This window comes from Rhodoferax sp. GW822-FHT02D07, from assembly GCF_058802405.1.
Map to the genome: position 1 here is coordinate 510,029 of NZ_JBXAOD010000003.1, position 24,986 is coordinate 535,014.

Below are 24,986 nucleotides of genomic sequence, written 5' to 3' on the forward strand. Positions count from 1 at the left end.
AAATGTCCCGCCTCTTCGTCGTGGCCGCATGGCTGACTTGGCTGGCTGCGCCAGCCCAGGCCGAGGTGTTCAAGTGCAAGGGCACGGACGGCAAGGTGGTGTTCAGCGACCACGCCTGTGCCGCGGACCAAACGGGTTCGACGGTGCCCGGCATCACCAAATCGACCCCCAAACCCGCACCGCCTGCAGAGCCCACGACGGCGTTGGAGCAGGCCAAGCGCCAGCAGGTGCAAGCTGGATTGAGCCCTGAGTGCCAGTCGCTGGGCGACAAGGCGTCCCAGCTGTTGCGGTCCGAGGCCGGGCTGGAGGAGATCAAGCGCGCGGTGTCGGAGTTCGAAAGCCGCTGTGGCGACCAGGTGGAGAAAGCTTGGCGCGCGTCGGGCCAGACCCGTCCCACCGGAAAACCCGACGAGGCCAGCTGCCGCGTGCTGCGCCAGGTGCGCGACGATGCCAAGGCCCGACTCTCCAAGATGACTGACAAGGAAAAGATGGAATACGCCAAACTGCAGAACGAGGTGTCCGTTGCCTGCCCCTAACCTGAACCACCGCGAAGTCTTGGTCCAATCGCTCCCGACCTTGGGCCTGTTGCTGGACGACACGCAAATCACTGCACTACTGGACTACCTGGCACTGATCGGAAAGTGGACCAAGGTCTACAACCTGACCGCCGTGCGCGACCCGGACGAGATGCTGACGCACCACCTGTTGGACAGCCTGGCCGTCATCGCGCCTTTGCAAAAGCAGCTGGCGGTATTGGCAGGGCAGGGCGTGGTGGGTGACAAACCCCGTTTGCTCGATGTCGGTTCGGGCGCCGGGTTGCCGGGCATCGTGATTGCCATTTGCTGCCCGCACATCACGGTGCACTGTGTGGACACGGTGGCCAAGAAGGCAGCCTTTATCCAGCAGGTGGCAGTGACGTTGAAACTGCCGAATCTGCGGGGCATCCACGCGCGGGTGGAAAGCCTGACCGAACCGTACGACGTGGTCAGTTCGCGGGCGTTTGCCTCACTGGTGGATTTCACGACCTGGTCGGAAAAGGCGCTGGCGGGGCAGGGCGTGTGGATGGGGATGAAGGGCAAGCATCCGGCGGAAGAGATGGCTGCACTGCCTTCCTCGGTGGAGGTGTTTCACGTGGAACAACTTTCTGTGCCGGGGCTGGATGCGGAGCGGTGCATTGTTTGGATGCGGAAGCGGGATTAACTTCTTTACTGCTTCTGGGGGGGCCGGGTTGGGCTATGCCTTTTGCTTCGTGTCCCCCGGCCTTCGGCCTCCTCCTTTACCTACGCAAAACGCATAGCCCAACCCAGCCTGCCGAGGTGGTTTGTGTTTGCTAGCGGTGGGGAACCCACTCGCTGTTCGCAGCTGCGTGGCAGGGGTGCGCCCCAAAGTGAGGTAAAGGAGGAGCCCGCGCAGCGGGCGGGGGACACGAACGGCGGGGCGTACTCCTGGCGCGTAGCGGGTCCAGAAATAACTTCCGAACAACACTGCATCCACGCCAAAAAAGCCCCCAGAGTTTTCCAACGTAAACTCACTCCTTCCCCTGAAAGAAAATTCCCATGCTCGGCGTCACCGATTACGGCACTTTTGTCATCACAGTTATCGTGTTCCTGGCCATTCCCGGCCCGGGCAATCTGGCGCTGGTGACGTCCACCAGCAAGGGCGGCATCACGGGCGGATTGGCCGCCACGCTGGGCGTCATCCTGGGTGACCAGGTACTTATGTGGTCGGCGGTGGCCGGTGTGGCTGCGCTTTTGGCCGCCTACCCCGAAGCCTTCCATGCCGTGCAGTGGGCGGGTGCTGCGTACCTCGCCTTTCTGGGCTTCAAGATGCTGACCGCCAAACCCGGTGCGGCGCCCATTCTCAACATCAAGGCTGGGCACTACCTGAACCAGGCCTTTTTGATCACCCTGCTCAACCCCAAGGCCATTCTGTTCTACATGGCCTTCTTCCCGCTGTTTGTGGATCGCGCCACCGGCCAGGGCCTGGTGACCTACGGCTTCATGGCCGCCACCATCGCCTTCCTCACCTTTTTGTATGGCCTGGGCGCCACGCTGCTCACCCACTTTCTGGCCGAGCGCATGCGCGCCAACCCCACCATTGGCCGTGTGCTCGAAAAGGTGGCTGGCCTGTTTTTGGTTGGCTTCGGCATCAAGCTGGCCCTGCAGTCGCGTTGAGCGCCTGTCTCTCTCCATTCCCGTTTTCTAGTCTCTTCACGTAAAGCGCTCTATGGCCAAAATTTTCTGCGTTGCCAACCAAAAAGGTGGCGTTGGCAAGACCACCACCACTGTCAATTTGGCGGCCGGTCTGGCCAAGGTGGGCCAGCGCGTGCTGATGATTGACCTGGACCCGCAAGGCAATGCCACCATGGGCTCGGGCGTGGACAAGCGCAAGCTCGAACTCACCATCTACGACGTGCTGCTCGAATCCGCCTCGGTGGCCGAAGCGCGCGCCAAGAGCGAGAAGCTCATCGAAGGTGGTTGCGGCTACGACATTCTGGGTGCCAACCGCGAACTGGCCGGCGCCGAGGTGGAGCTGGTGGAAGTGGAGCGCCGCGAGAAGCGTCTCAAGCAGGCCTTGGCCGTGGTCGATGCCGAATACGACTTTGTGCTGATCGACTGCCCCCCAAGCCTGAGCATGCTGACGCTGAACGGCCTGTGCTGCGCCCACGGCGTCATCGTGCCCATGCAGTGCGAATACTTTGCGCTCGAAGGCCTGACCGATCTGGTCAACACCATCAAGCAGGTCAAGGCCAACCTCAATGACGACCTGCAGATCATCGGCCTGCTGCGCGTCATGTTCGACCCGCGCATCACACTGCAGCAGCAGGTCAGCGACCAGCTCAAGGCCCACTTTGCCGACAAGGTGTTCAACACCGTCATCCCCCGCAATGTGCGTCTGGCCGAGGCGCCCAGCTACGGCGTGCCCGGCGTGGTTTTTGACCCGGCCTCCAAGGGCGCGCAGGCCTTTGTGACCTTTGCCGAAGAGATGGTGGAGCGTATCAAGACTATGTAATAGTCGAATTGGCCGCTAGCCCACGTCCTTATTGCACAAGCAGCTCCTGAATTCATAGCAAACCATGTCCGACCCCACTGTCCTCATCCTGCCAGGCTGGCAAAACTCGGGCGCTGCCCACTGGCAAAGCCGCTGGGAGGCGCTGCACGGCTACACCCGCGTGCAGCAGCACGACTGGATGCAGCCCTTGCGCGGTGACTGGATGATGCAGCTGGAAGAAGCCGTGCTGACCGCGCCCACGCCCGTGGTGCTGGTGGCGCACAGCCTTGGCTGCATGCTCACCGCCGCCTGGGCGCAGCATTCGCAGAACACGCACAAGGTGCAGGCCGCCTTCCTCGTGGCGCCGGGCGACCCCGAGCGCGAAGAACTGCGCGCCGCGTTGAAGAGCTGGTGGCCCGTGGTCATGGACAAGCTGCCCTTTGCTGCTGAACTACTGGGCAGCCAGAACGATCCGTATTGCAGCTTCGCCCGCGCCCAACAATTTGCCGCCGCCTGGGGCGCTGAATTCATCGATTACGGCGCGGCCGGCCACATCAACGCCGACACCGGCCTGGGCGACTGGGCTGATGGCCACACCCGTTTGCAGGCCCTGATCGCCCGCACCGCCTGAACCCGAATTTCAAAGAAAGAAGAGAAGAACATGGTCACGAAGAAACCCAAGGGACTGGGCATGGGCCTGGAGGCGCTGTTGGGCCCCAAGGTGAAGGACACGCCCGCGGCGGACGCGGCACCGTCTAACCCCGGCACGCCCAACACCCTGCTGCTGGGCGACATGGTGGCCGGCGTCTACCAGCCGCGCACACGCATGGACGAGGGCGCGCTGTACGAACTGGCCGAGAGCATCAAGGCCCAGGGCATCATGCAGCCCATCCTGGTGCGGCAGTTGGACGAGGCCGATGCAGCCAAGCATATTGGCGACGGCAAGAAGCGCCCTATCTATGAAATCATCGCCGGCGAGCGCCGCTTCCGTGCGGCCAAGCTGGCCGGGCTGGACAGCGTGCCGGTGCTGGTGCGCGATGTGCCCAACGAGGCCGCCGCTGCCATGGCGCTCATCGAGAACATCCAGCGCGAAGACCTGAACCCGCTGGAAGAAGCGCAGGGCCTGCAGCGTCTGATCAAGGAATTCGGCCTCACGCACGAGACCGCCGCCCAGGCCGTGGGCCGCTCGCGCAGCGCTGCCAGCAACCTGCTGCGCCTGCTGAATCTGGCCGACCCGGTGCAGACCATGCTGATGGCCGGCGACCTGGATATGGGCCATGCGCGCGCGCTGCTCGCGCTGGACCGCGCCACGCAGATCACGGCCGCCAACCAGATTGCCACCAAGAAGATGTCGGTGCGCGAGGCCGAGAGCCTGGTGAAGAAGCTCAGCGCCGAGTTCTCCCTGCAGCCGCAAAAGCCGACCAAGGAAAAATCGCGCGACCTGAAGCGCGTGGAAGAAGAACTGTCGGACCTGCTGATGGCGCAGGTCGAGGTGCTGGTGAAAAAGCGCGTCAAGCGCCATGGCCGCATCGAGGAAATGGGCGAGGTGGTGATCCAGTTCGGTTCGCTGGACGAACTCAACGGTCTCATCGAACGTCTGGCGCCCGGCGGCAACCGCTGATCGCTATGAAATCAGGAGCTGCTCGCGCACATTCCATGTGGGCTGGCGGCTCTTTTTGCATCTAAACCCGCCATGCAGCGCTTCAACCCCGCCCACTGGCCCTGGCCGCTGCCGGCCGTGCTGGCCTGGGCGTTGTGCTGGACGCTGTTTCGCACCGTGTGGGAGCAGGGCTTGGCCTTGCCCTGGGCACTGGCGCTGGCCAGTGCGGCCGGTGTGGCGTTCAGCCTGTGGGGCGGCAGCTGGTGGCGGCGCCTCCTCATTGCGGTGGGCTTTCCCGTGTCGCTGGCGCTCACGCTGGGCCTGGTGGGCGGCAGCGCCGTGCCGGCCTGGGCCTGGCTGGTGCCGCTGGGTTTGCTGCTGCTGGTCTACCCCGTGAACGCCTGGCGCGATGCGCCGCTGTTCCCCACACCGCGCGATGCCTTGCAGGATCTGCCGCAGCACGCACCGCTGCCCGCGGGCGCACTGGTGCTGGACGCCGGCAGTGGCCTGGGCCACGGCTTGCAGGCGCTGCGCCTGGTCTACCCGCAGGCCACGTTGCACGGGCTGGAGTGGAGCTGGCCGCTGCGCTGGCTGTGTGCGCTGCGCTGCCCCTGGGCGCGCGTGCGCCGGGGTGATATCTGGCAGGCCGATTGGTCGGGCTACGACATGGTCTACCTGTTCCAGCGGCCCGAGAGCATGCCGCGCGCCGTGGCCAAGGCGCGCGCCGAGCTGCGCCCCGGCGCTTGGCTGGTGAGCCTGGAATTTGAGGCCAAAGAGCTCGCATCCACCGCCGCATGGCGCACGCCCGGTGGCAGAATGGTGTGGCTGTACCGGGCGCCGCTGTAGGCGCCCGCAGGAGAACCCGTATGACGTCCGAAACCGCTGTGACTTCCACCCTGGACCCCGTCGATGCACTGCAGGCCACGCAGGTGGTGGTGTTTGCCCTGGCCACGCTGGCCGAGCTGCGCGATTCGGACACCGAAAGCCACATGCTGCGCGTGCAGCGCTATGTGCGCGCGCTGTGCACCCAGCTGCAGGCCCTGCCCGCACACGCCGAGGTGCTCACCCCCACCTATGTGGAAATGCTGATCACCAGCGTGCCGATCTACGACATGGGCACCGTGGGCATTCCTGACCGCATCCTGCTCAAGCCCGGCCGCCTCACGCCCGAGGAAGTCGCCATCATGCGCACCCACACCACGCTGGGCCACGACGCACTGGCGCGCGCCGAGAAGACGCTGGGCCGCGTATCGCCGCTGCTCTCCATCGCCAAGGAAATCACTCTCTGCCACCAAGAGAAGTGGGACGGCTCCGGCTATCCCAAGGGCTTGTGGGGCGCGCAGATTCCGCTGTCTGCCCGCATCGTGGCGCTGGCCGATGTGTACGACGCGCTGATCAGCAACAAGGTCTACAAGGACGGCGTCTCACACGAGCGCGCGGTCGAAGTCATCACCGACGGCCGGGGCACCCACTTTGACCCCGACGTGGTGGACGCCTTCCTCGCCACGCACGAGGAATTCCGCACCATCGCCCAGCGCAATGCCGACACCGAAGCCGACATGCAACAGAAGATCGAGTACATGGCCAACGCCATTGCCGAAGTGGCGGTGATCTGAGCCGGTGCGTGTTCTGACGCCCTGGCTGTGGGCCCTGGTGCTGGGCCTGGGGGCTGCCACTGCCTCCGCCGCCGATTGCACCAAGACCGTTCGCTGGTCGGACGATGCGCCCTATGCCTTCCGCGGCCCGGATGGCGAACTCAAGGGCCTGCATGTAGACACCGTACGCGCAGCCCTCAAGCGCCTGGGCTGCCAGCCGCAGTTTGTCGAGCGGCCTTGGGCCCGCGCCCTGGTGGAACTGGAAGAGGGCTACCTCGACATCCTGCCCGGTGCCCTGCGACGGCCTGAGCGCGAGGTCTATGCCATGTTCTCCCGGCCGGTGAATCGCTCGCCCAATGTGCTGTTCATGCGCAAGGCAGCCGCCGAAAAATACAAGGTCAGCAAGCTCGCGGATTTGGTGGGGACGTCCTTCCGTTTGGGGGCGCAAATTGGTGTGGCCTATGGTCCCGCCTTTGAGGCCCTGCAAAAAGACCCGCGCTTTACAGCCCAGCTCACCCCCTTCACCGTGCGGCGTGGTGCCTGGCAGATGATGGACATGGACCGGCTCGACGGCCTTATTGCAGACGAGACGACTGGCCTGCTGGAGCTGCAGTCCCTCGGTCTATCACAAGCCATCGTGAAGACGCCCATCGTCACCACCTCCGAGCCCGGCATGTTTGCCCTGAGCAAAAAGGCACTGACGCCCCATTTCGCCGCAGAGTTCGACCGCGCGCTGGACGCCATGGTCAAGGACGGCGAGTTGCGCCAGATCCGCGAACGCTACGTGCCTTGCCCGGTGTCGGCCGACCAGATCGGCTGCAAATAAGGGTTGCTTGCAGCCCCGCGCTCAACCAGCGCTTAACCCGCGCCACGCTGCTTCAGGTGCCGCTCCAGGCGGCGTAGCAGCAGTGACAGCGTGATGGTCAGCATCAGGTACAGCACCGCCACCACGTTGTAGGTTTCCACGGTCAGGAAAGAGCTGGACGCATACAACTTGCCCAGCTGGGTGATGTCGTTCACGCCCAGCACCGACACCAGCGACGAGTCCTTCACCATGGCGATGAAGTCATTGCCCAACACCGGCAGCACACGGCGCACCGCCTGCGGCCACACCACCAGCCGGAACGTGAGCCAGCGGCTCAGGCCGATGGCCTGGGCGGCTTCGATCTGTGCGCGCTCCACACTCTGCAGCCCGGCGCGGAAAACCTCCGCCAGAAACGCGCTGTAGGCCAGCGCCAGCGCCACGATGCCGCGCACGGTGTTGGACACATCGCGCACCTGCACATCGGGCAGCCATTCCCTGGCAATCCAGCCCTCACACGCCCACTGGTACAGGTTGACCACGGCCGGCGCCCCCACAAAGGTGACGTAGAGCAGGATGACGAGCGCAGGCAAGCCGCGGATGACCTCGATGTAGAAGCGTGCACCCTGGCGCAACCAGATGCGCGGGGACAGGCTGGCCAAGGCCAGCAACAGCCCCAGGCCGGCCGCCAGCGCAAAGCTGATGACCGCCACATACACGGTGGTCCACAGGCCTTCGGCCAGGGTCTGGAAGATGAAGCCATAGCGCCCGTCGGCAATGGCCAGCGCCACAAATGCAGCGCTGATCAGTCCCAGGGCGATCAGCCAGTAAGGGCGCTCGGACGACTCCGAGCCCACAAGAATCTGCACGGGGCAGTTTCCTCGATTACTGGTTCAGCTTGTAGTCCACAAACCATTTCTGGTCGAACTTCTTCAGCGTGCCGTCGGCCTTCATCTGCTTGATGGCGGCGTTGATGGGCTTCACCAAGTCCGAGCCCTTTTTGTAAATGAAGCCAAACTCCTCACGGCCCATGGGCTTGCCCACCACCTTGTAGATGTCGGGGTAGGCCTTCACGTAGCCTTGGGACGACACGCCGTCGGTCAGCACCGTGTCCACGTCACCGGCCTTGAGCGCCTGCATGGACAAGCCAAAGGTTTCGTACAACTTGATGCGCGGGTTCTTCTCGTTGCCATCCAGCACCTCGTACACCGCAGTGTAGAAGTTGGTGGTGCCGCCCTGCGCGCCCACCAGCAATTTGGCATTGGCCTTGAAGCCCTTGGCATCGGTAAAACGCTTTTCGTTGGCGCGCACCATCATGAACTGCTCGGACACCATGTAGGCGTCGGAGAAATCGACCTGCTTTTTGCGGTCATCCTTGATGGTGATGCCGTCCATACCCACGTCGAACTGGCCCTTGCGCACGGCCTCGATCATGGTGTCCCAGCTGGTCAGCTTCCAGTCCACCTTGGCATTGAGGCGCTTGCCAATCTCGTTGAACACGTCGTACTCCCAGCCCACGCTTTGGCCGGTCTTGGGATCCTTGAAGTTCAGGGGCGGGTAGGCGTTCTCGGTCACCGCCACAATGGTGCGGCCCTTGAGGTCGGGCAGGGCTTGGGCAGCAGCGTTGAACGACCAGGCGCCCAGGGTGGCAAGCAGGCTGGCGGCAAGGGTGAGGCGGCGGGAAGGGGTCAAGTGAAGCTCCAAATCAACGATTGTATGAATGAAATCGGGCGCTATCCCCCATGGAATATGCGCAAATAGCTACTAAAGTTATAGCGAAAAAATCTTTCCCGGGTTCAGGATGTTGTGCGGGTCCAGCGCGCGCTTGATGGTGCGCATCATCTCCACCGCGCCATTGCCCGTTTCTTCCACCAGAAAGCCCTGCTTGTGCAGGCCCACGCCGTGCTCGCCCGTGCAGGTGCCGCCCAGCTTGAGCGCGCGTTCCACCAGCTGGTGGTTCAGCGTCTCGGCCAGTTCCCTTTCGGCAGGCAGGTTGGGGTCGATCAGGTACCCCATGTGGAAGTTGCCGTCGCCCACGTGACCGACCAGGAAGTAGGGAATGCCGGCGGTCTGCGCTTCGGTCACGCTGTCCAGCAGTGCGTCGGCCAGCCGCGAAATCGGCACGCAGGCATCGGTGGTGATGGCCTTGCAGCCCGGGCGCGACTGTACGCCGGCAAAGTACGCGTTGTGCCGCGCGGTCCAGAGGCGGGTGCGCTCCTCGGGCGTCTCGGCCCACTCAAAGGCCGCGCCGCCAAACTCGGCTGCAATGTCCTGCACGGTCTGCACCTGTTCCTTCACACTGTCGGGTGAGCCGTGGAACTCCATCAGCAGCATCGCGCCTTCGCGCAGCGTGAGCTTGGAGTGCGCGTTGACCATGCGGATGGTGTTGGCGTCCAGCAGCTCGCAGCGCGCAATCGGCACGCCAAGCTGGATGAGCTGGATGGTGGTGTTCACCGCGTCGGCCAAGCTGTTGAACGAGCAGGTGGCGGCCATCACGGCTTCGGGCAGCGGGTAGAGTTTGACGGTAACCTCGGTGATCACGCCCAGCGTGCCCTCGCTGCCCACCAGCAGGCGCGTCAGGTCGTAGCCGGCCGACGACTTCTTGGCACGTGTGCCAGTGCGGATCACTTCGCCGCTAGCCGTCACCACCTCCAGCGCCAGCACGTTCTCGCGCATGGTGCCGTAGCGCACGGCGTTGGTCCCGCTGGCGCGCGTGGCGCTCATGCCGCCAATGGTGGCGTCGGCACCGGGGTCGATGGGGAAGAACAGGCCCGTGCTCTTCACTGCCTCGTTGAGCGCCTTGCGCGTCACACCGGGCTGCACGGTCACCGTCAGGTCCTCGGCGTTGATGGACAGCACCGCGTCCATGCGGCTCACATCCAGGCTGATGCCACCTTGCACGGCCAGCAAGTGGCCTTCGAGCGAGGAGCCCACGCCAAAGGGGATGACAGGCACCTGGTACTGCGCAGCCAGTTTCACGGCATCGCTCACGTCCTGCGTGCTCTGCGCAAAGACCACGGCCGCAGGCGGCGGAATGTCAAACGCCGACTCATCGCGCCCATGTTGCTCACGCACCACCAGGGCCGTAGAGAACTGGGCGCCGAAGCGGGCTTGTAGGGCGTCGAGCAGGGCTTGGGGCACCTCGCGGGCGTGGACTTCGGGCAGCACATGGGTCAGCGTGGTGGGGGCGTTCATGGGGTGTCTCCAATGCGGGCAGGCCCCATTTTGATCCAAACCGATGTGCGGCGCGCGCCGGTTCAGCGCGAAACCGAATCCCAGTCCAGTCCGAATTTCAGCAGGTACTTGCGCAGCCGGTCCGCATCGTTCACCACACTGCGCTGGGTTCGCGACACATCGAACAGTACCCGGCCCGCGTCACTCAGTGATGACTGTGCCCGGCACACTGTCACCACGGATTGCAGCTGCAGCAGATCAAAATGATCCAGCTGTGCAGCGCGGTCTCCCAACAAGGTCTCCAGATCAGCAACATCTGCTCGGCCAGCGCTCGCATCTTGCAGATCGCTCCATTGCCAGCGCAGACGCTGGATTTCGGCTTCGACCAAACCGATACCAATGCGCCCGTGTTCCGCCAGTGTGGCCAGACGCGTGACGGATGCGCTTAGATCGCGGAAGTTGCCGCTCCAGAGAGCTTCGGGGGCGGTAGCAAAACGCAAATAGGCCGCGCGCGCCTCTGCGGTCAAGCGCATTTGCTTGCCCAACTCTTGAGACGCATTGCGCAGCTGGTGGTCCACATTGGGCTCTATGTCTTCGCGCCGCTGCGCCAGACCAGGCAGCGTGTAGGTCCAGAGGTTGATACGTGCAAACAGGTCTTCGCGAAAGCGCCCCGCACGTATCTCCAGTCGCAAGTCCCGATTGGTGCCAGCGATGAGTTGGAAATCGCTCTGGACTTCCTTGTCGGAGCCCATGGGGAAGAAGCGTTTTTCTTCTACCGCCTTGAGCAGCATGGCTTGTTCGTCCAGTCCCAGTTCGCCGATCTCATCCAGAAATAGCAAGCCTTGGTGCGCGGCACGCAATAGGCCTGGGCGGTCTGCGGCGGCGCCTGTGAAAGCCCCTTTGCGGTGGCCAAACAGGGTAGAACCAGCACCGTCACCACGCAGCGTGGCGCAGTTGATTTCGACAAAGCTGCCTTCGAGTTGGTGGCGAGCCTTCTTCAACTCGAATACGCGCCGCGCCAGCATGGATTTGCCGGCACCGGTGGGGCCGGTCAGCAGCATCGGGGCTTTGCTTTGGCCGGCCACGCACTCCACCTCTTCAATCAGTGCATTGAACTTGGCGTTGCGCGTAGCGATGCCACTCTTTAGAAAGTTCAGCGCGTCCTGCTGTGCGCTGTGCATCCGCTGATTGATGGCGTCGTAACGCGACAGATCCAGGTCGATGATTTCATGGCTGCCCGGACCGCGGCCTTGGCGTCCGCGGGGCGGCGCAGTTTGCAGAAGAACCCCGGGGAGGAAACGCGCCTCCACCAGCAGAAACAGGCAGATCTGCGCCACGTGGGTGCCGGTGGTGATATGGGCCTGGTAGTTCTCGTTCGCCGTGTCGAAGGGATAGTCAGATGCCCAGTCGTAGAGCGCTGCGTACACCTCACCAAAGTCCCAGGGATTGGCGAGGTTCATCTCTACCAACTTCACCTCGGTGTTGGGGGAGGTCTGCGCAATGTCCTTTTGCACCAGCTCTGCCAATGTCAGGTGGCGCCGGTCATGAAATAGCTCCAGCCGGTCAATAACCAGATCCTCATGCTGCGTAAGGGCCAACGTAGGTCGCCATTTCTCCCAACGCGCCGCACTTTGGCCGGAATCAAGTTGCGTGCCGAGGAATCCGATGACAACAGTCTTTTTCATTTGGCTAGTTTACTAGCTAAAAATCTAGGTATTTCTTGATTGATCTCGCTGTCGATGTGGCAATTGTTGCGTGGAAAAAAATTAAATCTTTATAAATCAAATAGTTAAGTCAACGATAGAGGTGCTTTTTGAAAGTTGGCACACCAAGTGCAATAGATGTTCCGTCACCGCGTTTCGGTGAATGCAAACAAGGAGCACAACATGGTTAACACGCAGCTTTTTCAAACCATCAAGGGCAAATTCCTGCCCGCTGCGAACACAGTGAACGAGGCCGGTGGCGTGGCATACAGCCTGAGCCCCAAACAGGCACTCGCACAGCTGGCAACCACGGGCTGCCTGAGCAACACCTATTACGCAGGTGCTGCACAGCAACTCGACAAAGTTTTGGAGCTGGCCGCGCAGGTGGATGCGAAGTTTGTGGCTCAAACCGCCATCTATGCCCGTGAACGCGGCCATATGAAAGACATGCCTGCGCTGCTGCTGGCGACATTGGCTGTACGGGATGTGGCACTGTTCGCGGCTGCTTTCTCTCGTGTGGTGGACGGCGGCAAGATGTTGCGCAATGTGGTCCAGATCCTGCGCAGCGGCCAGGTGGGTCGCAAGTCGCTGGGTTCGCGCCCCAAAAAGCTGGTGCAGGCGTGGCTGTGCAATGCTACGGAAGCGCAGTTGCTGAACGCAAGTGTGGGTTCGGCACCTTCCTTGGCCGATGTGGTCAAGATGGTTCACCCCAAGCCGCAGGAAGCCTGGCGTGCCGCCTGGTTTGCCTGGTTGATTGGTCGTGACTATGAAGCTGCCCAATTGCCTTCAGTGACGCAGGAGCTTGAAGCCTACAAGAAGCAACCCGTGGCTACTGTGCCCAAAGTTCCGTTTCAGATGCTGACGGCGCTGGACTTGAATACTGCGCAATGGACATCTGTTGCACTGCAAGGATCCTGGCAGATGGTGCGTCAGAACCTGAACACCTTTGCGCGGCATGGTGTGTTTGATGACGAACCTGCCACGCAGGCGATTGCCGACAAACTGCGTGATGCGGAGGGCATTGCCAAGGCACGTGTCCTGCCGTACCAGCTGATGGCCGCATTTACGGCAACTGGCGAGGGTGTGCCATTGGCGGTGCGTGAGGCTTTGCAGGATGCCATGGAGATCGCGCTGCAAAACGTGCCAACCATGGCAGGGCGTGTAGTGGTGTGTCCCGATGTGTCGGGCTCCATGAGCACGGCTGTTACGGGTCAGCGTGGTTCCGCAACGTCGGCTGTGCGCTGTATCGATGTGGCTGCTCTCGTGGCTGCGGCCTTGCTACGCAAGAATCCTGGCACTCTGGTGCTGCCCTTCGAGCAGAAGGTGGTGAAGTTGTCGCTGAATCCGCGTGACTCGGTGATGACCAATGCGGGCAAGCTGGCTGCGGTGGGTGGTGGTGGCACGAACTGTGCCGCGCCGCTGGCCCAGTTGAATGCCGACAAGGTGTTTGCAGATCTGGTGGTATTGGTTTCGGACAACGAATCCTGGGTGGATGGCAAACGCCGCGGTGCAACGCAAACCATGCAGGAGTGGGAGGTGTTCAAGCAACGCAACCCACAGGCCAAGCTGGTGTGCATTGATATCCAGCCGTATGCCCACACGCAAGCGGCAGAGCGGCCGGACATCTTGAACATCGGAGGCTTTACTGACGAAGTGTTCAAGGTATTGGCCGTGTTTGCCGCAGGTGAACTCGGGCCTGACCACTGGGTGGGGGTGATTGAGGAAACGACTTTGTAGAAAGGAAGCGTGTCGTCGCCTGAGGAATGCCGGCGTGATTACATCCAAACTGTAGGATCACACCAACCGTTTGTCCTCAGGCGGGGGCTCTGAAACAGAGCGTTGTTGCAAGCGCGAATGCTGATGGGATTACATCGGAATAGCCGGTTCGACTCTGGCCATGTGCAGCACAGGTAACTTGGCTGTACATGAAATCTCATCAATCTCGTCGCGCTTGTAACAACGCTTTGTCAGAACAAAAACTTTGGATGGTTTGTGGCGAATGCCGCTGAAATTACAGCACTCTTAATGCCGATGTCACGGGTTCGAATCCCGTCGGGGGTATGGCGGACTTCGCTGAAGTTCACTGCATCACCGTAGCTCAGTCTGGCAGAGCACGAAACATATTTCAGCACTTTGGTCACTGCAAGCCATCCAAAGTTTTTGGATGAATGCCCGTGAAATTACAGGTAAACGCGGCGCGTTAGCGCTCCTGTGTCGCAAAACATAGGGTCTGGGTTCAAGCCCCAGCTTGGCAACAAGTGGCGGAAAAACATTTCACACCCGCTCGTCATCCATTCTTATCAAAACAGGAGAGGAATCATGAACTACCAACAACTCGAAGTAGAAGGCGGCGTACCCGTCAAGATGTGGACTAACGGCGTACCCATTGAAGAGTCCGCCCAGCGCCAGCTGGAAAACACGGCCAAGTTGCCTATTGTGTTCAGCCACGTGGCTGTGATGCCGGATGTGCACTACGGCATCGGCGCCACCATTGGCAGTGTGGTGCCTACATTGAAGGCCATCATTCCTGCTGCTGTGGGAGTGGATATTGGTTGCGGCATGATGGCTTGCAAGACCACGCTGGTGGCCGCGGACCTGCCGGACAACCTGGGCCCGCTACGCACCGAGATTGAAAAGGCAGTGCCCCATGGTTCTGCCCCCAAGCAGTTTCGTCGCCATGGCTCCAACCGCGAAGTGGGTGCCTGGACCAACCCACCCGTGACGGCGGATACCGCATGGGCGCAACTGGTGGACGAATTCGATGCCATTTGCCTGGACTACCCACGTCTGAAAAACACCAACAACCACCGCCACATGGGCACGCTGGGCGGTGGCAACCACTTTGTCGAAATCTGCCTGGATGAGGCCGGTGGCGTGTGGATCATGCTGCACAGCGGCTCTCGTGGCGTGGGTGGTGCTATTGGCAATCTGTTCATTGAGCTGGCCAAGAAGGACGCGGAGCAGCATCAGCGCAACCTGCCAGACCAGGATCTCGCCTATCTGGAAGAGGGCGCCCAGTACTTTGGTGACTATGTGCGCGGCGTGGGCTGGGCGCAAAAATTTGCGCGCCTGAACCGTGAAGTGATGATGCAGGCCGTGATCGGCGCGCTGCGCAAGGTGATTGCCATGCCGTTCGATACGCATCTGGAGGCCGTGAACTGCCACCACAACTATGTGCAGAAGGAAACCCACTTCGGTCAGGATGTGTATGTGACCCGCAAGGGTGCGGTGAGCGCGAAGGCGGGTGAGCTGGGCATCATTCCCGGCAGCATGGGCGCCAAGAGTTTCATCGTGCGCGGCAAGGGGAACCCGGACAGCTTCAACAGTTGTAGCCACGGTGCCGGACGCACCATGAGCCGTACCAAGGCCAAGAAGCTGTTCACGGTGGAAGACCAGGTGCGCGCCACCGAAGGCGTGGAGTGCCGCAAGGATGCCGACGTGATCGACGAGATCCCGATGGCCTACAAAGATATCGATGCCGTGATGGCGGCGCAGAACGATTTGGTCGAAGTGGTTTACACCCTGAAACAGATCGTGTGCGTGAAAGGTTAGGGGGAGAAGAAGTGATTGAAATCGACGGTTCGCAAGGCGAAGGCGGTGGCCAGATCTTGCGTACGGCTTTGGCCCTGAGTTTGGTGACGCAACAGCCTTTCGCGCTGGCCAACATCCGCGCCAAGCGCCCCAAACCAGGCCTTATGCGCCAGCACTTGGCTTGCGTGCAGGCGGCAGTGGCTGTGGGTGGCGCGAATTCCCGGGCGCTTGCGCAGGACGGAAGCCCTGTGGGATTGGGTGCCACGCATCTGGTGTTTCAGCCTGGCCCGGTCCAGGGCGGTGACTTCACGTTTGCCGTGGGTTCGGCAGGCAGTTGCATGTTGGTGTTGCAGACGGTGCTGTGGCCGTTGGTCATGGCGGCCCAGCCCTCCAAACTGGTACTGCAGGGGGGTACGCATAACCCCATGGCGCCTTCATTCAGTTTCCTGCAGCACACGGCGCCCCATTTTGCCGGCCAGGGTCCGGCCCTGTTCAGCATGGAGTTGCAGCGCCACGGTTTTTATCCTGCAGGTGGGGGCGAGGTGCATGTAGACATTCAACCTCCGGCTGATGGTCTCGCGGCGATCGACTTGATGCAGCGTGGCGAGGCGGTGGATACCTGGGCGGAGGTCTTGCACGCAGGCATTGCGAGGAATGTGGCCGAGCGCGAGCTGGGGGTGCTGCAGCGCGCGCTGGATTGGTCCGACTCGCAACTGCGCAACCGAGGTCTTCGCAGCAATGAAGGTCCTGGCAATGTTTTGCAAGTGATCTTGCGGTACGAGCACATCACCGAAGTGGCAACTGCCTATGGAGAAAAAGGTGTGGGCGCGGAAGAAGTTGCGCGCCAGGTGCTGAGAGAGGTGAAAGACTATCTGGCGCATCAGGCCCCAGTGGGCGAGCACCTGGCAGACCAGCTCATGATTCCGATGGCCCTGGCCACTCTGCAGGGACGACCCGGACAGTACTGGGCGACTACGTTGTCTGAACACACCCGCACCAATGCGCGTGTGATTGAAGCCTTCCTGCCTGTGACGTTTGAGATGACCGAGAAGGAGTCGGGTTACCGTGTGTGCGTGGTGAGACGATAGCTGGGCCGTCTGGCTTGGCTTGGTGGTGACGTTTACGATAGTTGCTTTCCAGACTCCAGGAACCCCCATGGCCAACCGACTCACCCAAATCGCCACCCGCACCGGAGACAACGGCACCACCGGGCTGGGTGACAACACCCGCGTGTCCAAAGACAGCCTGCGCGTGCACGCCATGGGCGATGTGGACGAACTCAACAGCCACATCGGCCTGCTGCTGTGCGAGCCCATGCCCGAGGGCGTGCGCACGCTGCTGGTGGAGATCCAGCACCAGCTGTTCAACCTGGGCGGTGAGCTGTCCATTCCCGGCTACGAGCTGCTCAAGCCCGAGGCCGTGCTGGCGCTGGACGAGGCGCTGGCGGAGCACAACGCGAACCTGCCACGTCTGCAGGAGTTCATCCTGCCGGCAGGCACGCGCGCTGCCGCCCAGGCCCATGTGTGCCGCACCGTGGCGCGCCGGGCCGAGCGCGCCGTGGTGGCGCTGGAAGCGCAGGAGACGCTGAAGGACACGCCGCGGCAGTACCTCAACCGCCTGTCGGACCTGATGTTTGTGCTGGCCCGCGTGCTCAACCGCTACCGCACCGATGGCACGGTGGGCGACGACGTGTACTGGAAGAGCGAGCGCATGCAGCGGGCTGCTGAATGAGTTCGCAGCGCAAACGTATTTGCTACCAAATTCATAGCTGTTTGCGCAGATTCCACGCTGGCTAGAGCCAAAAAATCCTCAGATCCCCATGCCCAGCGCATTGCGCAGCTGCGTTTGCGCTACGGGCAGCCGCAGCTCCGTTGCTCGCTGCACCACGGGTGCCAGGCGCCGCAGTTTCTTCTCGGCGTGGTTCTTGGCGATGTCGGCCAGGCGGTGCTCGAGGAAGGGGTTGAGCAGGCGGTCGCGCAGTTCCTCCAGATAGTGGCGCGCCTCGGTGCCGGTACCTTCCGCGTCAAACACCGGCAGCACCTCATCGGCCCACACGGCTTCCAACGGCGTGCGCAGGGCGGGCGTGTGCATGGCCTGCACCACCGTCATCTCGGCTGGGCTATCCAGCTGCTGCCAGCGCTCGGCCAGAAAGGTGTGGCCCAGATTCAGCAGCCACAGCTTGCGCTGCTCGAAGGCGGGCAAGTTGTCGGTGACCACCACGGCCGGGTGGGTGCAGGGCAGCACCATGAGGTCTTGCCGCTCGATGGCCCACAGCGCATAGGGCTCGGCCACCGCACCGGCGGGCTCCAGCGGTGAAGACACGATGCGGTCCACCAGCGAGTTGACCCAGACGCAGTGCGCCTGCAGGTAATGGACGAATGCGGGTTCGGCACCCCAGTCCTGCGCCAGGGTGCTGACGATGGCGCGCAGCGTGTCGCCATTGCGGCTCACCAGTTCGCACGGGTACAGCGTGAGCGGCGCTTCGGGTTGTTGCTGCCAGCGGTGGCGCAGCAGCACCAGCAGCTTGGCCGGGTAGCTGCGCGGTGTGGTGTCGGGGGCGTGCAGCAGGGCGGCGGAATCGGCGCTGTCCAGCGCATAGCCGGTGTCCGCCGTGTTGGACACGATGACCTGCACCGGGCCCGCCATGGCGTTGCGCAGCAGGGCCCAGTCGCGGTCCGCGTGCCAGACTGCCTGCACCGCGTTCACGGCTACGTCTTCCTCCACGCGCTGGCCGGCCTGCATGCCGCGCACTTCCACGCGGTAGCCGCGGGCCAGCGCGGCGGCGCGCGCCGTGCTTTGCGGGCTACCGGTGCTCTGCACCACGGTGATACTGCCCAGCGCCTGGCCTTGTGCAAGGGCTTGCGAGACGAACAGGTCCACATGCGCCTGCAGAAAGCGCCCGGTACCGAACTGGAGGATGGGTGTGCTCACGCGGGCTTTCTGCTCAGCATTCGATCAGTGCCTTCACCACGCCCTGCGCCGGGTCCAGCAGGGTCTGGAATGCGGTGGGCACCTCGGCCAGCGCCATGCGGTGGGTGTTGAGTGCTGCAGTGGGGATCTGGCCGGCGCGCATGGCGCTCAGCACTGTCTCAAAGTCTTCCATGGTGGCGTTGCGGCTGCCCAAGAGCGTCGCCTCGCGCTTGTGGAACTCGGGGTCGGAGAACGTGATGCTGTCGCGCACCACCGACACCATGACGTACTTGCCCCCATGGGCGATGAACTGGAAGCCGCGCTCCATGGCGCGGGCGTTGCCGGTGGCGTCAAACACCACGTCGTAGAAGTCGCCGTTGGTCAATGTGCGCAGCTCTTCCAGGTCGTTCTCACCGATCAGCACCCCGGCGTGTGCGCCCAGGTGCTGCTGGCAAAACTTCACGCGCTCTGCCCGCGTGTCCAGCGCAGTGACCTGGCCGCCGCGCAGGCTGGCAAACAGCAGCGCGGCCATGCCAATCGGCCCAGTGCCCACGACCAGCACCCGTTGGCCGGGCTGAACATCTGCGCGGCGCACGGCATGGGCGCCGATGGACAGAAACTCCACCATGGCGGCCTGGTCCAGGCTCACGCCCTCGGCCTTGTGCACAAACTGCGCGGGCACGCTCAGGTATTCGGTGAAAGCGCCGTCGCGGTGCACGCCCAGCACTTGGATGTTGACGCAACAATTGGTCTTGCCCTGGCGGCAGGCCACGCATTCGCCGCAGGAGAGGTAGGGCATGACAAACACCGTGTCGCCAGGTTGCAGCGGGCTGTCGGGTGGCGCGGCTTCCACCGTGCCGGAGAACTCGTGGCCCATCACGCGCGGGTAGGCCAGGTAGGGCTGGTTGCCGGTGAAGATGTGCAGGTCGGTCCCGCACACGCCCACGCGGCGGATGCGCACCAGCACCTCGTCGTCCCCACGTTGTGGGGCGGGCCCTTCCATGGCACGCAGGGTGCCGGGGGTTTCGCAAATGACGGTCAGCATAGGGTCCTCAGAAAAATCGGGTTGATCGGTTCAGTTCAGGCGGTAGAGGCGGCGCGCGTTGCCGCCAAAGATGGCGGCCAGTGCCGCGTGGTCCACACCGGGGTGTGCCTTGCACAGGGCTTGCGCCATGGCCAGCCAGCCGTGGTAGTCCCCGGCCAGTTCCAGCACGGGCCAGTCGCTACCCCATACCAGGCGTTGCGGGCCAAAACAGTCCAGTAGGTGTTCCACATAGGGGCCCAGCAGTTCGGCGCTGGGGTGGGCGCCGGCCTCAGTGAGCAGGCCAGAGAGCTTGCAGTGCACCTGGGGTAGCGCCGCCAGTGCGGCCATCTGGCTGCGCCAGGGGTCCAGGCGGCGCAGCGCTATTTCGGGTTTGGCTGCGTGGTCGATGACGATGGACAGCCCGGGGTGGCGCTGGCTGAATGTGAGCAGGGCGTCCAGGTGCTGCGGCAATACCAGCGCGTCAAACACCAGACCCTGGGCCTGCATCGCGGCAATGGCCGGGTCCAGCGCGGGGTTGGCAATCCATTGTGTGTCTGGCAGGTCCTGCAACATGGGGCGCAGGCCCTTGAGTTTGGGGTGGCTTGCCAGCCGGGCGATTTGTGCGGGGGCATCCTCCGCCAGCAGATCCACCCAGCCCACCACACCCAGTACAAAGTGGGTCTGCTGGGCCACCTCCAGCATGTAGTGCGTGTCGGCCACCGTGGGCAGGGACTGCACCAGCACTGTGCCGGCGACTTCGCACTGGGCCAGCGCAGGCTGCAGGTCGGCTGGGCCGAAGTCGCGGTAGATGGCGGCCAGCGTGGCCGGTGGCCAGTGGCCGGCGCGGTCTGCCAGGTGCCAGAAGTGTTGGTGGGCGTCGATGAGCATGGTGGTGCCTCAGGCGGGGACCGGCGCGTCCGGGTGCAGCAGGTCGCGCGCGCGCAGGGTCTCCCACAGCGCGGCGGGGAGGGGGTGCTCCAGCCAGGCCACGTTCTGCTCCAGCTGCGCAGCGGTGCGAATGCCGGTCACACAACTCACCACCGCAGGGTGGGCCAGCGGAAACTGCAGGGCTGCCGCTTGCAGCGGTACCTCGAATTCGGCGCAGGTACTCGCCAGTGCCTGCACGCGCGCCACCACGGCGGGCGGGGCTTCGGCGTAATTGAATTTGGTGTTGCCGGCCAGGATGCCGGAGTTGAACGGGCCCGCCGCCACGATGGCGTGGCCACGGCGCAGGCATTCATCCAGAAAAGGGGTCAGGCTCTCCTGCTCCAGCAGGGTGTAGCGGCCGGCCAGCATGGTGCAGTCCAGGTCGAACTCGCGCATGCTGTCCATCACCACCTGCCATTCGTTCACACCCAGGCCCACGGCCTTGACGGCGCCGCTGGCGCGCAAGGCGTCCAGCGCGCGAAAGCCGCCGCCCGTGGTCAGCTGCTGCCAGTAGTGCGCGTGTTGCTCACCATGGGTGTCGCGGCCAATGTCGTGCACATAGAGGATGTCGATGTGTGCCAGCCCCAGGCGCTGCTGGCTGTCTTCAAACGAGCGCATCACGCCGCTGTAGCTGTAGTCGTACACCGGGCGAAACGGGTAGGGGTTGGCCCAGCCGCCGTCCCCCGGTGCCACGCTGGCATCTGGGCGCAGTAGCCGGCCCACCTTGGTGCTCACCACGAACTCATTGCGCGGACAGTCGGCCAACTGGGCACCCAGCTTGTGCTCCGAGCGCGTGTAGCCGTAGTAGGGCGCAGTGTCGAAGTAGCGCACGCCGGCAGCCCAGGCGCTGGCAAAGACGTCTGCCACCTCGCGGTCGCTGGTGGCCCGGTACAGGCCGCCCATCTGCGAGCAGCCCAGGCCGAGGGCGGTCAGCCGCAGGTCCACGCGGGGAAGGGTTCGGGAATCCGTGGTGTGCATAAGGCCTGCCCCCGGCGTGTGGCGCCGGAGGTGTGCGTGAGGAGTGGGAAAGAGGCTTAGTACAGGACGTTCTTGGCCGCGGGGGTGTCGATGTTCTTTTTGTTCACCATCAACACACCGGTGTCGCGGAAGGCGGGAACCTTCTTGCCTTCCACCAGTTCCACCACGGTCTTCACGCCCAGGTTGCCCATCTCGTAGGCGCTCTGCACGGCGATGGCTTCGATCGTGCCGTCCTTCACGAAGGCTTGCAGGTCGGCGTTGCCGTCGAAGCCTATGGCCACCACCTTGCCCGCCTTGCCTGCCTGTGCCAGCGCGCGGCCCATGCCGATGGCAGTGGGTTCGTTGGCGCCGAAGATGCCTTTCAGGTCCGGGTTCGCGGCCAGCACGTCGGTGGTCTGGTTCAGCGCGGTACCCATTTGCGAGTTGGAATAGAAGGGGCCGACGATCTGCAGCTTGGAGTGCTTCTTGATGTAGTCGGTGAAACCACCCACGCGGCCGATTTCGGAGCCCGAACCGGCGGTGTACGACATGATGGCGATCTTGCCGGTGGTGCCGATCTTGTCGATCAGGGTCTTGGCAGACATCTCACCGGCGACCTTGTTGTCGGTGGCCAGGAAGGACTGGTAGTAGGCCTTGCCGGCATCGGACGCGGCGGAGTCAATCAGCACCACGGGGATCTTCGCTTCCCAGGCTTTCTTCATGGCAGGGATCAGCGCATCGGGGTCAGACGGGGCCAACACAATGCCGGCCACCTTGCGGTTTACGGCGTTTTCCACCAGGGCCACTTGGCCCGCCAGGTCGGTGTCGGAAGCCGCGCCCTGGAAGGTGGCGGTGTAGCCCTTGGACTTGGCTGCAGCGTCGTTGGAGCCTTTCTTCACGTTTTGCCAGAAGTCGGAGTTGGTCGTCTTCACGATGACGGCGATTTCTTTGTCGGCGGCCAAGGCCAGGGATGATGCGGCCACCAGCGTGGACGCGATCAGGGTGCTCAGCAATGTGCGTTTGTTCATGTCATTCCTCTTTATCGATGGGTTGTTGTGGATGTCCCGGTAAGCCCTGCCGGTAGGGATCACTTGCGATGGCGCATTTGGTCGATCCACACGGCAAGCAGGATGACCAGGCCAATCAGAATTTGTTGGGTGAAGGCGGAGACGCCGCCCATGTTCAAGCCGTTGCGCAGAATGCCAATCACAAAGGCGCCGATGACGGTGCCCGAGATCGTTCCTACGCCACCCGTGAGCGAGGTGCCGCCAATCACGGAGGCTGCAATCGCGTCCAGCTCGTACATCAGCCCTTCGCTGGGCTGGGCGGTGACCAGGCGCGACATCAGCACGCAGCCCGTCATGCCCGCCAGCAGGCCCGAGAACACATAGGCAAACAGCGTGACGCGCTGCACATTCACACCCGAGAGGCGCGCGGCCTCCAGGTTGGAGCCCACCGCATACAGGTGGCGGCCCAGCGTGGCGCGGTTCAGCAAAATGGATACGGCCACCGCCAGAACGATCATGAGCAGCACGGGGTAGGGAATGCCGACGAACACTACGTCAGGAAAACCGTCTGCGCCTATGTTCACTACGCGCCACAGCGAGCCATTACCCAGCTCGGCAAAGCTGTCGCCCAGGCCGCCAATGGCTTTGGCATCGGTGATCTGCAGCGCCACACCGCGTGCGACCAGCATCATGCCCAGCGTGGCAATGAAGGGCGGCAGCTTGAGCACTGTCACGCACAGGCCGTTGATGAGGCCGCATCCGGCCCCCACCAGCAGGCCAGCCAACATGGCCAGCGGCACAGGCGCGCCGGCCTTGGTGGCCATGGCGGCCACTACCCCGGCCAGCGCCAGGATGGCGCCTACCGAGAGGTCAATGCCGCCGGTAATGATCACGCAGGTGGCGGCAATGCCCAGGTAGGCGATGGAGGTGACCTGCAGCGCCACGGTCATGCCGTTGCCCACGGTGAAGAAGGCATTGCTGGTGAAGGAGAAGATCACGATCAGGCCCAGCAGGCTGGCCAGCGCGGCAAATTTCTGGAGCAGGTCTTTTTGTTGTTCAGTCATGGGGAGGTCCGGGGAAAACTTCAGGTGGGGGAGGGCACGCTGCGGCCGGAGGCGTAGTGCATGACTTCCTCCTGGCTGGTCTCGCGGGTGTTGAGCACGGTGACCAGGTGCCCTTCGTGGAACACGGCCACGCGGTCGGTCATGCCCATGATTTCGGGCAGCTCGGAGCTGATCATCACCACGCCAATGCCCTGGCCGGCCAGCTGGTCCAGCAGCTGGTAGATGGCGTACTTGGCACCCACGTCGATGCCGCGCGTGGGCTCGTCAAAAAACAGGATGCGCGATTCGCGGAACAGCCATTTGCTGATCACCAGCTTCTGCTGGTTGCCGCCCGAGAGCAGGCGCACGATCTGGCTGCTGCTGGGGGTGCGTATGTCCAGGGCTTCGATATAGCGGGCCGCCGCGGCCTGCTCCTGCTCAAAGCGGATCATGCCGGCGCGGTTGGAGATGGCCTCCATGTTTGCCAGCGTGATGTTCTGCGCCACATTCATCTTCAGCGCCAGGCCGTCGTGCTTGCGGTCTTCCGACAGGTAGGCCAGGCCATGGCGCACCGCATCGCGTGGGGAGCGGATGTGCAGGCGCTGCTCGCCCAGCAGCACCTCGCCTGCGTCAAGCGGGTCGGCGCCGAAGATGGCGCGCGCCACCTCGGTACGGCCCGCGCCCATGAGGCCGGCAAAGCCCAGAATTTCGCCGCGCCGCAATTCGAAGTTCACGTCGTGGAACACGCCCTGGCGCGTCAGCCCCTGTGCGCGAAGCAGCACCTCGCTAGTGGGTACCGATGTACGTTTGGGGAACACATCGTCCAGCGAACGCCCCACCATCTTGGCCACGATCTGCTCCACACTCGTGTCGGCAAAGCGCGCGGTGTCAACGTAGCGGCCATCGCGCAGCACCGTCACGCGGTCCACGATCTGCGCCAGCTCGTCGAGCCGGTGTGAGATATAGACAATACCCACGCCCGCACGCTTGAGCTCGTGGATGATGGCGAACAGTTTTTCCGTTTCCGATTCGGTCAGCGACGAGGTGGGCTCGTCCATGATGAGGACCTGGGCATTCAGCGACAGCGCCTTGGCGATCTCCACCATCTGCTGTTGCGCCACCGACAGGGTTTTGACCAGCACATCCGGTGCAATGTCCAGGCCCAGTCGGTCCAGGCACTGCTGGGCATTGCGACGCAGCGCGGTGCGGTCGATGAGCCAGCCCTTGCGCGGCTCGCGCGCCAGGAAGATGTTTTCGGCCACCGTGAGGTGGGGCACCAGGTTCAGCTCCTGGTGAATGATGGCAATGCCCACGGCTTCGGATTCGGCGGTGGAGCGGAACTGGCAAACCTCGCCACGGTAGTGCAGGGCACCGGCGTCGGGCTGGTACTGGCCACACATGACTTTCATCAGCGTGGATTTGCCGGCACCGTTTTCGCCGCAGACCGCGTGCACCTCGCCACGCCGGATCTCCAGGCTCACACCATCCAGTGCCAGCACCCCGGGGAAGCGTTTGGTAATGCCCTCCAGGCGCAGCAACACCAGGGGCTCCGCCGCAGGGCTGGGCACAGGCGTAAGGGCGGGGGCTGGCACGGTAGACGGCAATTCGGACTCCTGGGCTGGTCAACACAGGGGCAGTGGCATCTGCTTAATTGGTAAGGCCACTTGACCCAATGGCGCGTATTTGGCCTGACCAAATAGGGTGCGAGTATCGGTATTTACC

At 63.2% G+C, this 24,986-nt stretch carries 24 protein-coding genes; 13 read left to right on the forward strand and 11 right to left on the reverse strand.

What is annotated here, in order from left to right; translation table 11 throughout:
• Nucleotides 1–2 precede the first annotated feature (2 nt).
• The 9 genes from AC1RNN_RS10580 (at nt 3) to AC1RNN_RS10620 (ending at nt 7,012) form a co-directional block, all read left to right on the forward strand.
• Nucleotides 3–536, forward strand: a complete 534-nt coding sequence (locus tag AC1RNN_RS10580) for a DUF4124 domain-containing protein (protein ID WP_493088830.1) — start codon at nt 3–5, stop codon at nt 534–536.
• Entirely contained in the window at nt 523–1,200 is a 678-nt protein-coding gene (rsmG, locus tag AC1RNN_RS10585) for a 16S rRNA (guanine(527)-N(7))-methyltransferase RsmG (RefSeq protein WP_493088831.1), read from the forward strand. Before AC1RNN_RS10580 ends, rsmG begins: the two co-directional genes overlap by 14 nt.
• Nucleotides 1,201–1,556: 356 nt before the next feature.
• Nucleotides 1,557–2,174 (forward strand): LysE family translocator, encoded by a 618-nt coding sequence (locus AC1RNN_RS10590; RefSeq protein ID WP_493088833.1) that lies wholly within the window; start codon nt 1,557–1,559, stop codon nt 2,172–2,174.
• A gap of 52 nt (nt 2,175–2,226) precedes the next feature.
• Nucleotides 2,227–3,012 (forward strand): ParA family protein, encoded by a 786-nt coding sequence (locus AC1RNN_RS10595; RefSeq protein WP_493088834.1) that lies wholly within the window; start codon nt 2,227–2,229, stop codon nt 3,010–3,012.
• A 64-nt stretch (nt 3,013–3,076) separates the two neighbouring features.
• Nucleotides 3,077–3,622 (forward strand): RBBP9/YdeN family alpha/beta hydrolase, encoded by a 546-nt coding sequence (locus AC1RNN_RS10600; RefSeq protein ID WP_493088836.1) that lies wholly within the window; start codon nt 3,077–3,079, stop codon nt 3,620–3,622.
• A gap of 30 nt (nt 3,623–3,652) precedes the next feature.
• A complete protein-coding gene (locus AC1RNN_RS10605) occupies nt 3,653–4,612 on the forward strand; it encodes a ParB/RepB/Spo0J family partition protein (protein WP_493088837.1) in 960 nt (319 codons plus the stop codon).
• Between the two features lie 72 nt (nt 4,613–4,684).
• Nucleotides 4,685–5,437: a class I SAM-dependent methyltransferase gene (locus AC1RNN_RS10610; protein ID WP_493088839.1), complete on the forward strand. Its 753-nt coding sequence runs from the start codon at nt 4,685–4,687 to the stop codon at nt 5,435–5,437.
• 20 nt (nt 5,438–5,457) lie between these two features.
• Entirely contained in the window at nt 5,458–6,207 is a 750-nt protein-coding gene (locus AC1RNN_RS10615; protein ID WP_493088840.1) for an HD-GYP domain-containing protein, read from the forward strand.
• A 4-nt stretch (nt 6,208–6,211) separates the two neighbouring features.
• The gene (locus AC1RNN_RS10620; RefSeq protein WP_493088841.1) at nt 6,212–7,012 is read left to right on the forward strand and encodes a substrate-binding periplasmic protein; all 801 of its coding nucleotides are present in this window, start codon (nt 6,212–6,214) and stop codon (nt 7,010–7,012) included.
• Nucleotides 7,013–7,044: 32 nt separating this feature from the next.
• Here AC1RNN_RS10620 and AC1RNN_RS10625 read toward each other — a convergent pair whose 3' ends face one another.
• The 4 genes from AC1RNN_RS10625 to rtcR all read right to left on the reverse strand — a co-directional run bounded on the left by AC1RNN_RS10625 (nt 7,045) and on the right by rtcR (nt 11,847).
• Complete coding sequence (locus AC1RNN_RS10625; RefSeq protein ID WP_493088842.1) at nt 7,045–7,857, reverse strand: amino acid ABC transporter permease; 813 nt, start codon at nt 7,855–7,857, stop codon at nt 7,045–7,047.
• A 16-nt stretch (nt 7,858–7,873) separates the two neighbouring features.
• Nucleotides 7,874–8,680 carry a transporter substrate-binding domain-containing protein gene (locus tag AC1RNN_RS10630; RefSeq protein ID WP_493088843.1) on the reverse strand — a complete coding sequence of 269 codons (807 nt, stop codon included), beginning with the start codon at nt 8,678–8,680 and terminating at the stop codon, nt 7,874–7,876.
• Nucleotides 8,681–8,758: 78 nt separating this feature from the next.
• Nucleotides 8,759–10,183, reverse strand: a complete 1,425-nt coding sequence (locus AC1RNN_RS10635; RefSeq protein WP_493088845.1) for an FAD-binding oxidoreductase — start codon at nt 10,181–10,183, stop codon at nt 8,759–8,761.
• Nucleotides 10,184–10,245: 62 nt separating this feature from the next.
• Nucleotides 10,246–11,847 carry an RNA repair transcriptional activator RtcR gene (gene rtcR / locus AC1RNN_RS10640; RefSeq protein ID WP_493088846.1) on the reverse strand — a complete coding sequence of 534 codons (1,602 nt, stop codon included), beginning with the start codon at nt 11,845–11,847 and terminating at the stop codon, nt 10,246–10,248.
• Between the two features lie 201 nt (nt 11,848–12,048).
• Between rtcR and AC1RNN_RS10645 the strand changes: the two genes are divergently transcribed.
• The 4 genes from AC1RNN_RS10645 to AC1RNN_RS10660 all read left to right on the forward strand — a co-directional run bounded on the left by AC1RNN_RS10645 (nt 12,049) and on the right by AC1RNN_RS10660 (nt 17,127).
• Entirely contained in the window at nt 12,049–13,602 is a 1,554-nt protein-coding gene (locus AC1RNN_RS10645) for an RNA-binding protein (protein ID WP_493088848.1), read from the forward strand.
• 582 nt (nt 13,603–14,184) lie between these two features.
• Nucleotides 14,185–15,417: an RtcB family protein gene (locus AC1RNN_RS10650; protein ID WP_493088849.1), complete on the forward strand. Its 1,233-nt coding sequence runs from the start codon at nt 14,185–14,187 to the stop codon at nt 15,415–15,417.
• 11 nt (nt 15,418–15,428) lie between these two features.
• Nucleotides 15,429–16,484 (forward strand): RNA 3'-terminal phosphate cyclase, encoded by a 1,056-nt coding sequence (gene rtcA, locus AC1RNN_RS10655; protein ID WP_493088851.1) that lies wholly within the window; start codon nt 15,429–15,431, stop codon nt 16,482–16,484.
• A 67-nt stretch (nt 16,485–16,551) separates the two neighbouring features.
• Nucleotides 16,552–17,127, forward strand: coding sequence for a cob(I)yrinic acid a,c-diamide adenosyltransferase (locus AC1RNN_RS10660; RefSeq protein ID WP_493088853.1), 576 nt, complete (start codon nt 16,552–16,554; stop codon nt 17,125–17,127).
• Nucleotides 17,128–17,205: 78 nt separating this feature from the next.
• Here AC1RNN_RS10660 and AC1RNN_RS10665 read toward each other — a convergent pair whose 3' ends face one another.
• Genes AC1RNN_RS10665 through AC1RNN_RS10695 form a run of 7 tightly spaced genes read right to left on the reverse strand, consistent with a single transcriptional unit; the run spans nt 17,206 to nt 24,856 of the window.
• Entirely contained in the window at nt 17,206–18,327 is a 1,122-nt protein-coding gene (locus AC1RNN_RS10665) for a mannitol dehydrogenase family protein (protein ID WP_493088855.1), read from the reverse strand.
• Between the two features lie 13 nt (nt 18,328–18,340).
• Nucleotides 18,341–19,351: a zinc-binding alcohol dehydrogenase family protein gene (locus AC1RNN_RS10670; protein WP_493088856.1), complete on the reverse strand. Its 1,011-nt coding sequence runs from the start codon at nt 19,349–19,351 to the stop codon at nt 18,341–18,343.
• A 30-nt stretch (nt 19,352–19,381) separates the two neighbouring features.
• Entirely contained in the window at nt 19,382–20,218 is an 837-nt protein-coding gene (locus tag AC1RNN_RS10675) for an amidohydrolase family protein (RefSeq protein ID WP_493088858.1), read from the reverse strand.
• Nucleotides 20,219–20,227: 9 nt separating this feature from the next.
• On the reverse strand, nt 20,228–21,235 hold the full coding sequence (locus AC1RNN_RS10680) for an aldo/keto reductase (protein WP_493088860.1): 1,008 nt from the start codon (nt 21,233–21,235) through the stop codon (nt 20,228–20,230).
• A 56-nt stretch (nt 21,236–21,291) separates the two neighbouring features.
• The gene (locus AC1RNN_RS10685) at nt 21,292–22,242 is read right to left on the reverse strand and encodes an ABC transporter substrate-binding protein (RefSeq protein ID WP_493088862.1); all 951 of its coding nucleotides are present in this window, start codon (nt 22,240–22,242) and stop codon (nt 21,292–21,294) included.
• Nucleotides 22,243–22,301: 59 nt separating this feature from the next.
• A complete protein-coding gene (locus AC1RNN_RS10690) occupies nt 22,302–23,285 on the reverse strand; it encodes an ABC transporter permease (RefSeq protein WP_493088864.1) in 984 nt (327 codons plus the stop codon).
• 20 nt (nt 23,286–23,305) lie between these two features.
• Entirely contained in the window at nt 23,306–24,856 is a 1,551-nt protein-coding gene (locus AC1RNN_RS10695; protein ID WP_493088866.1) for a sugar ABC transporter ATP-binding protein, read from the reverse strand.
• Nucleotides 24,857–24,986: the final 130 nt, after the last annotated feature.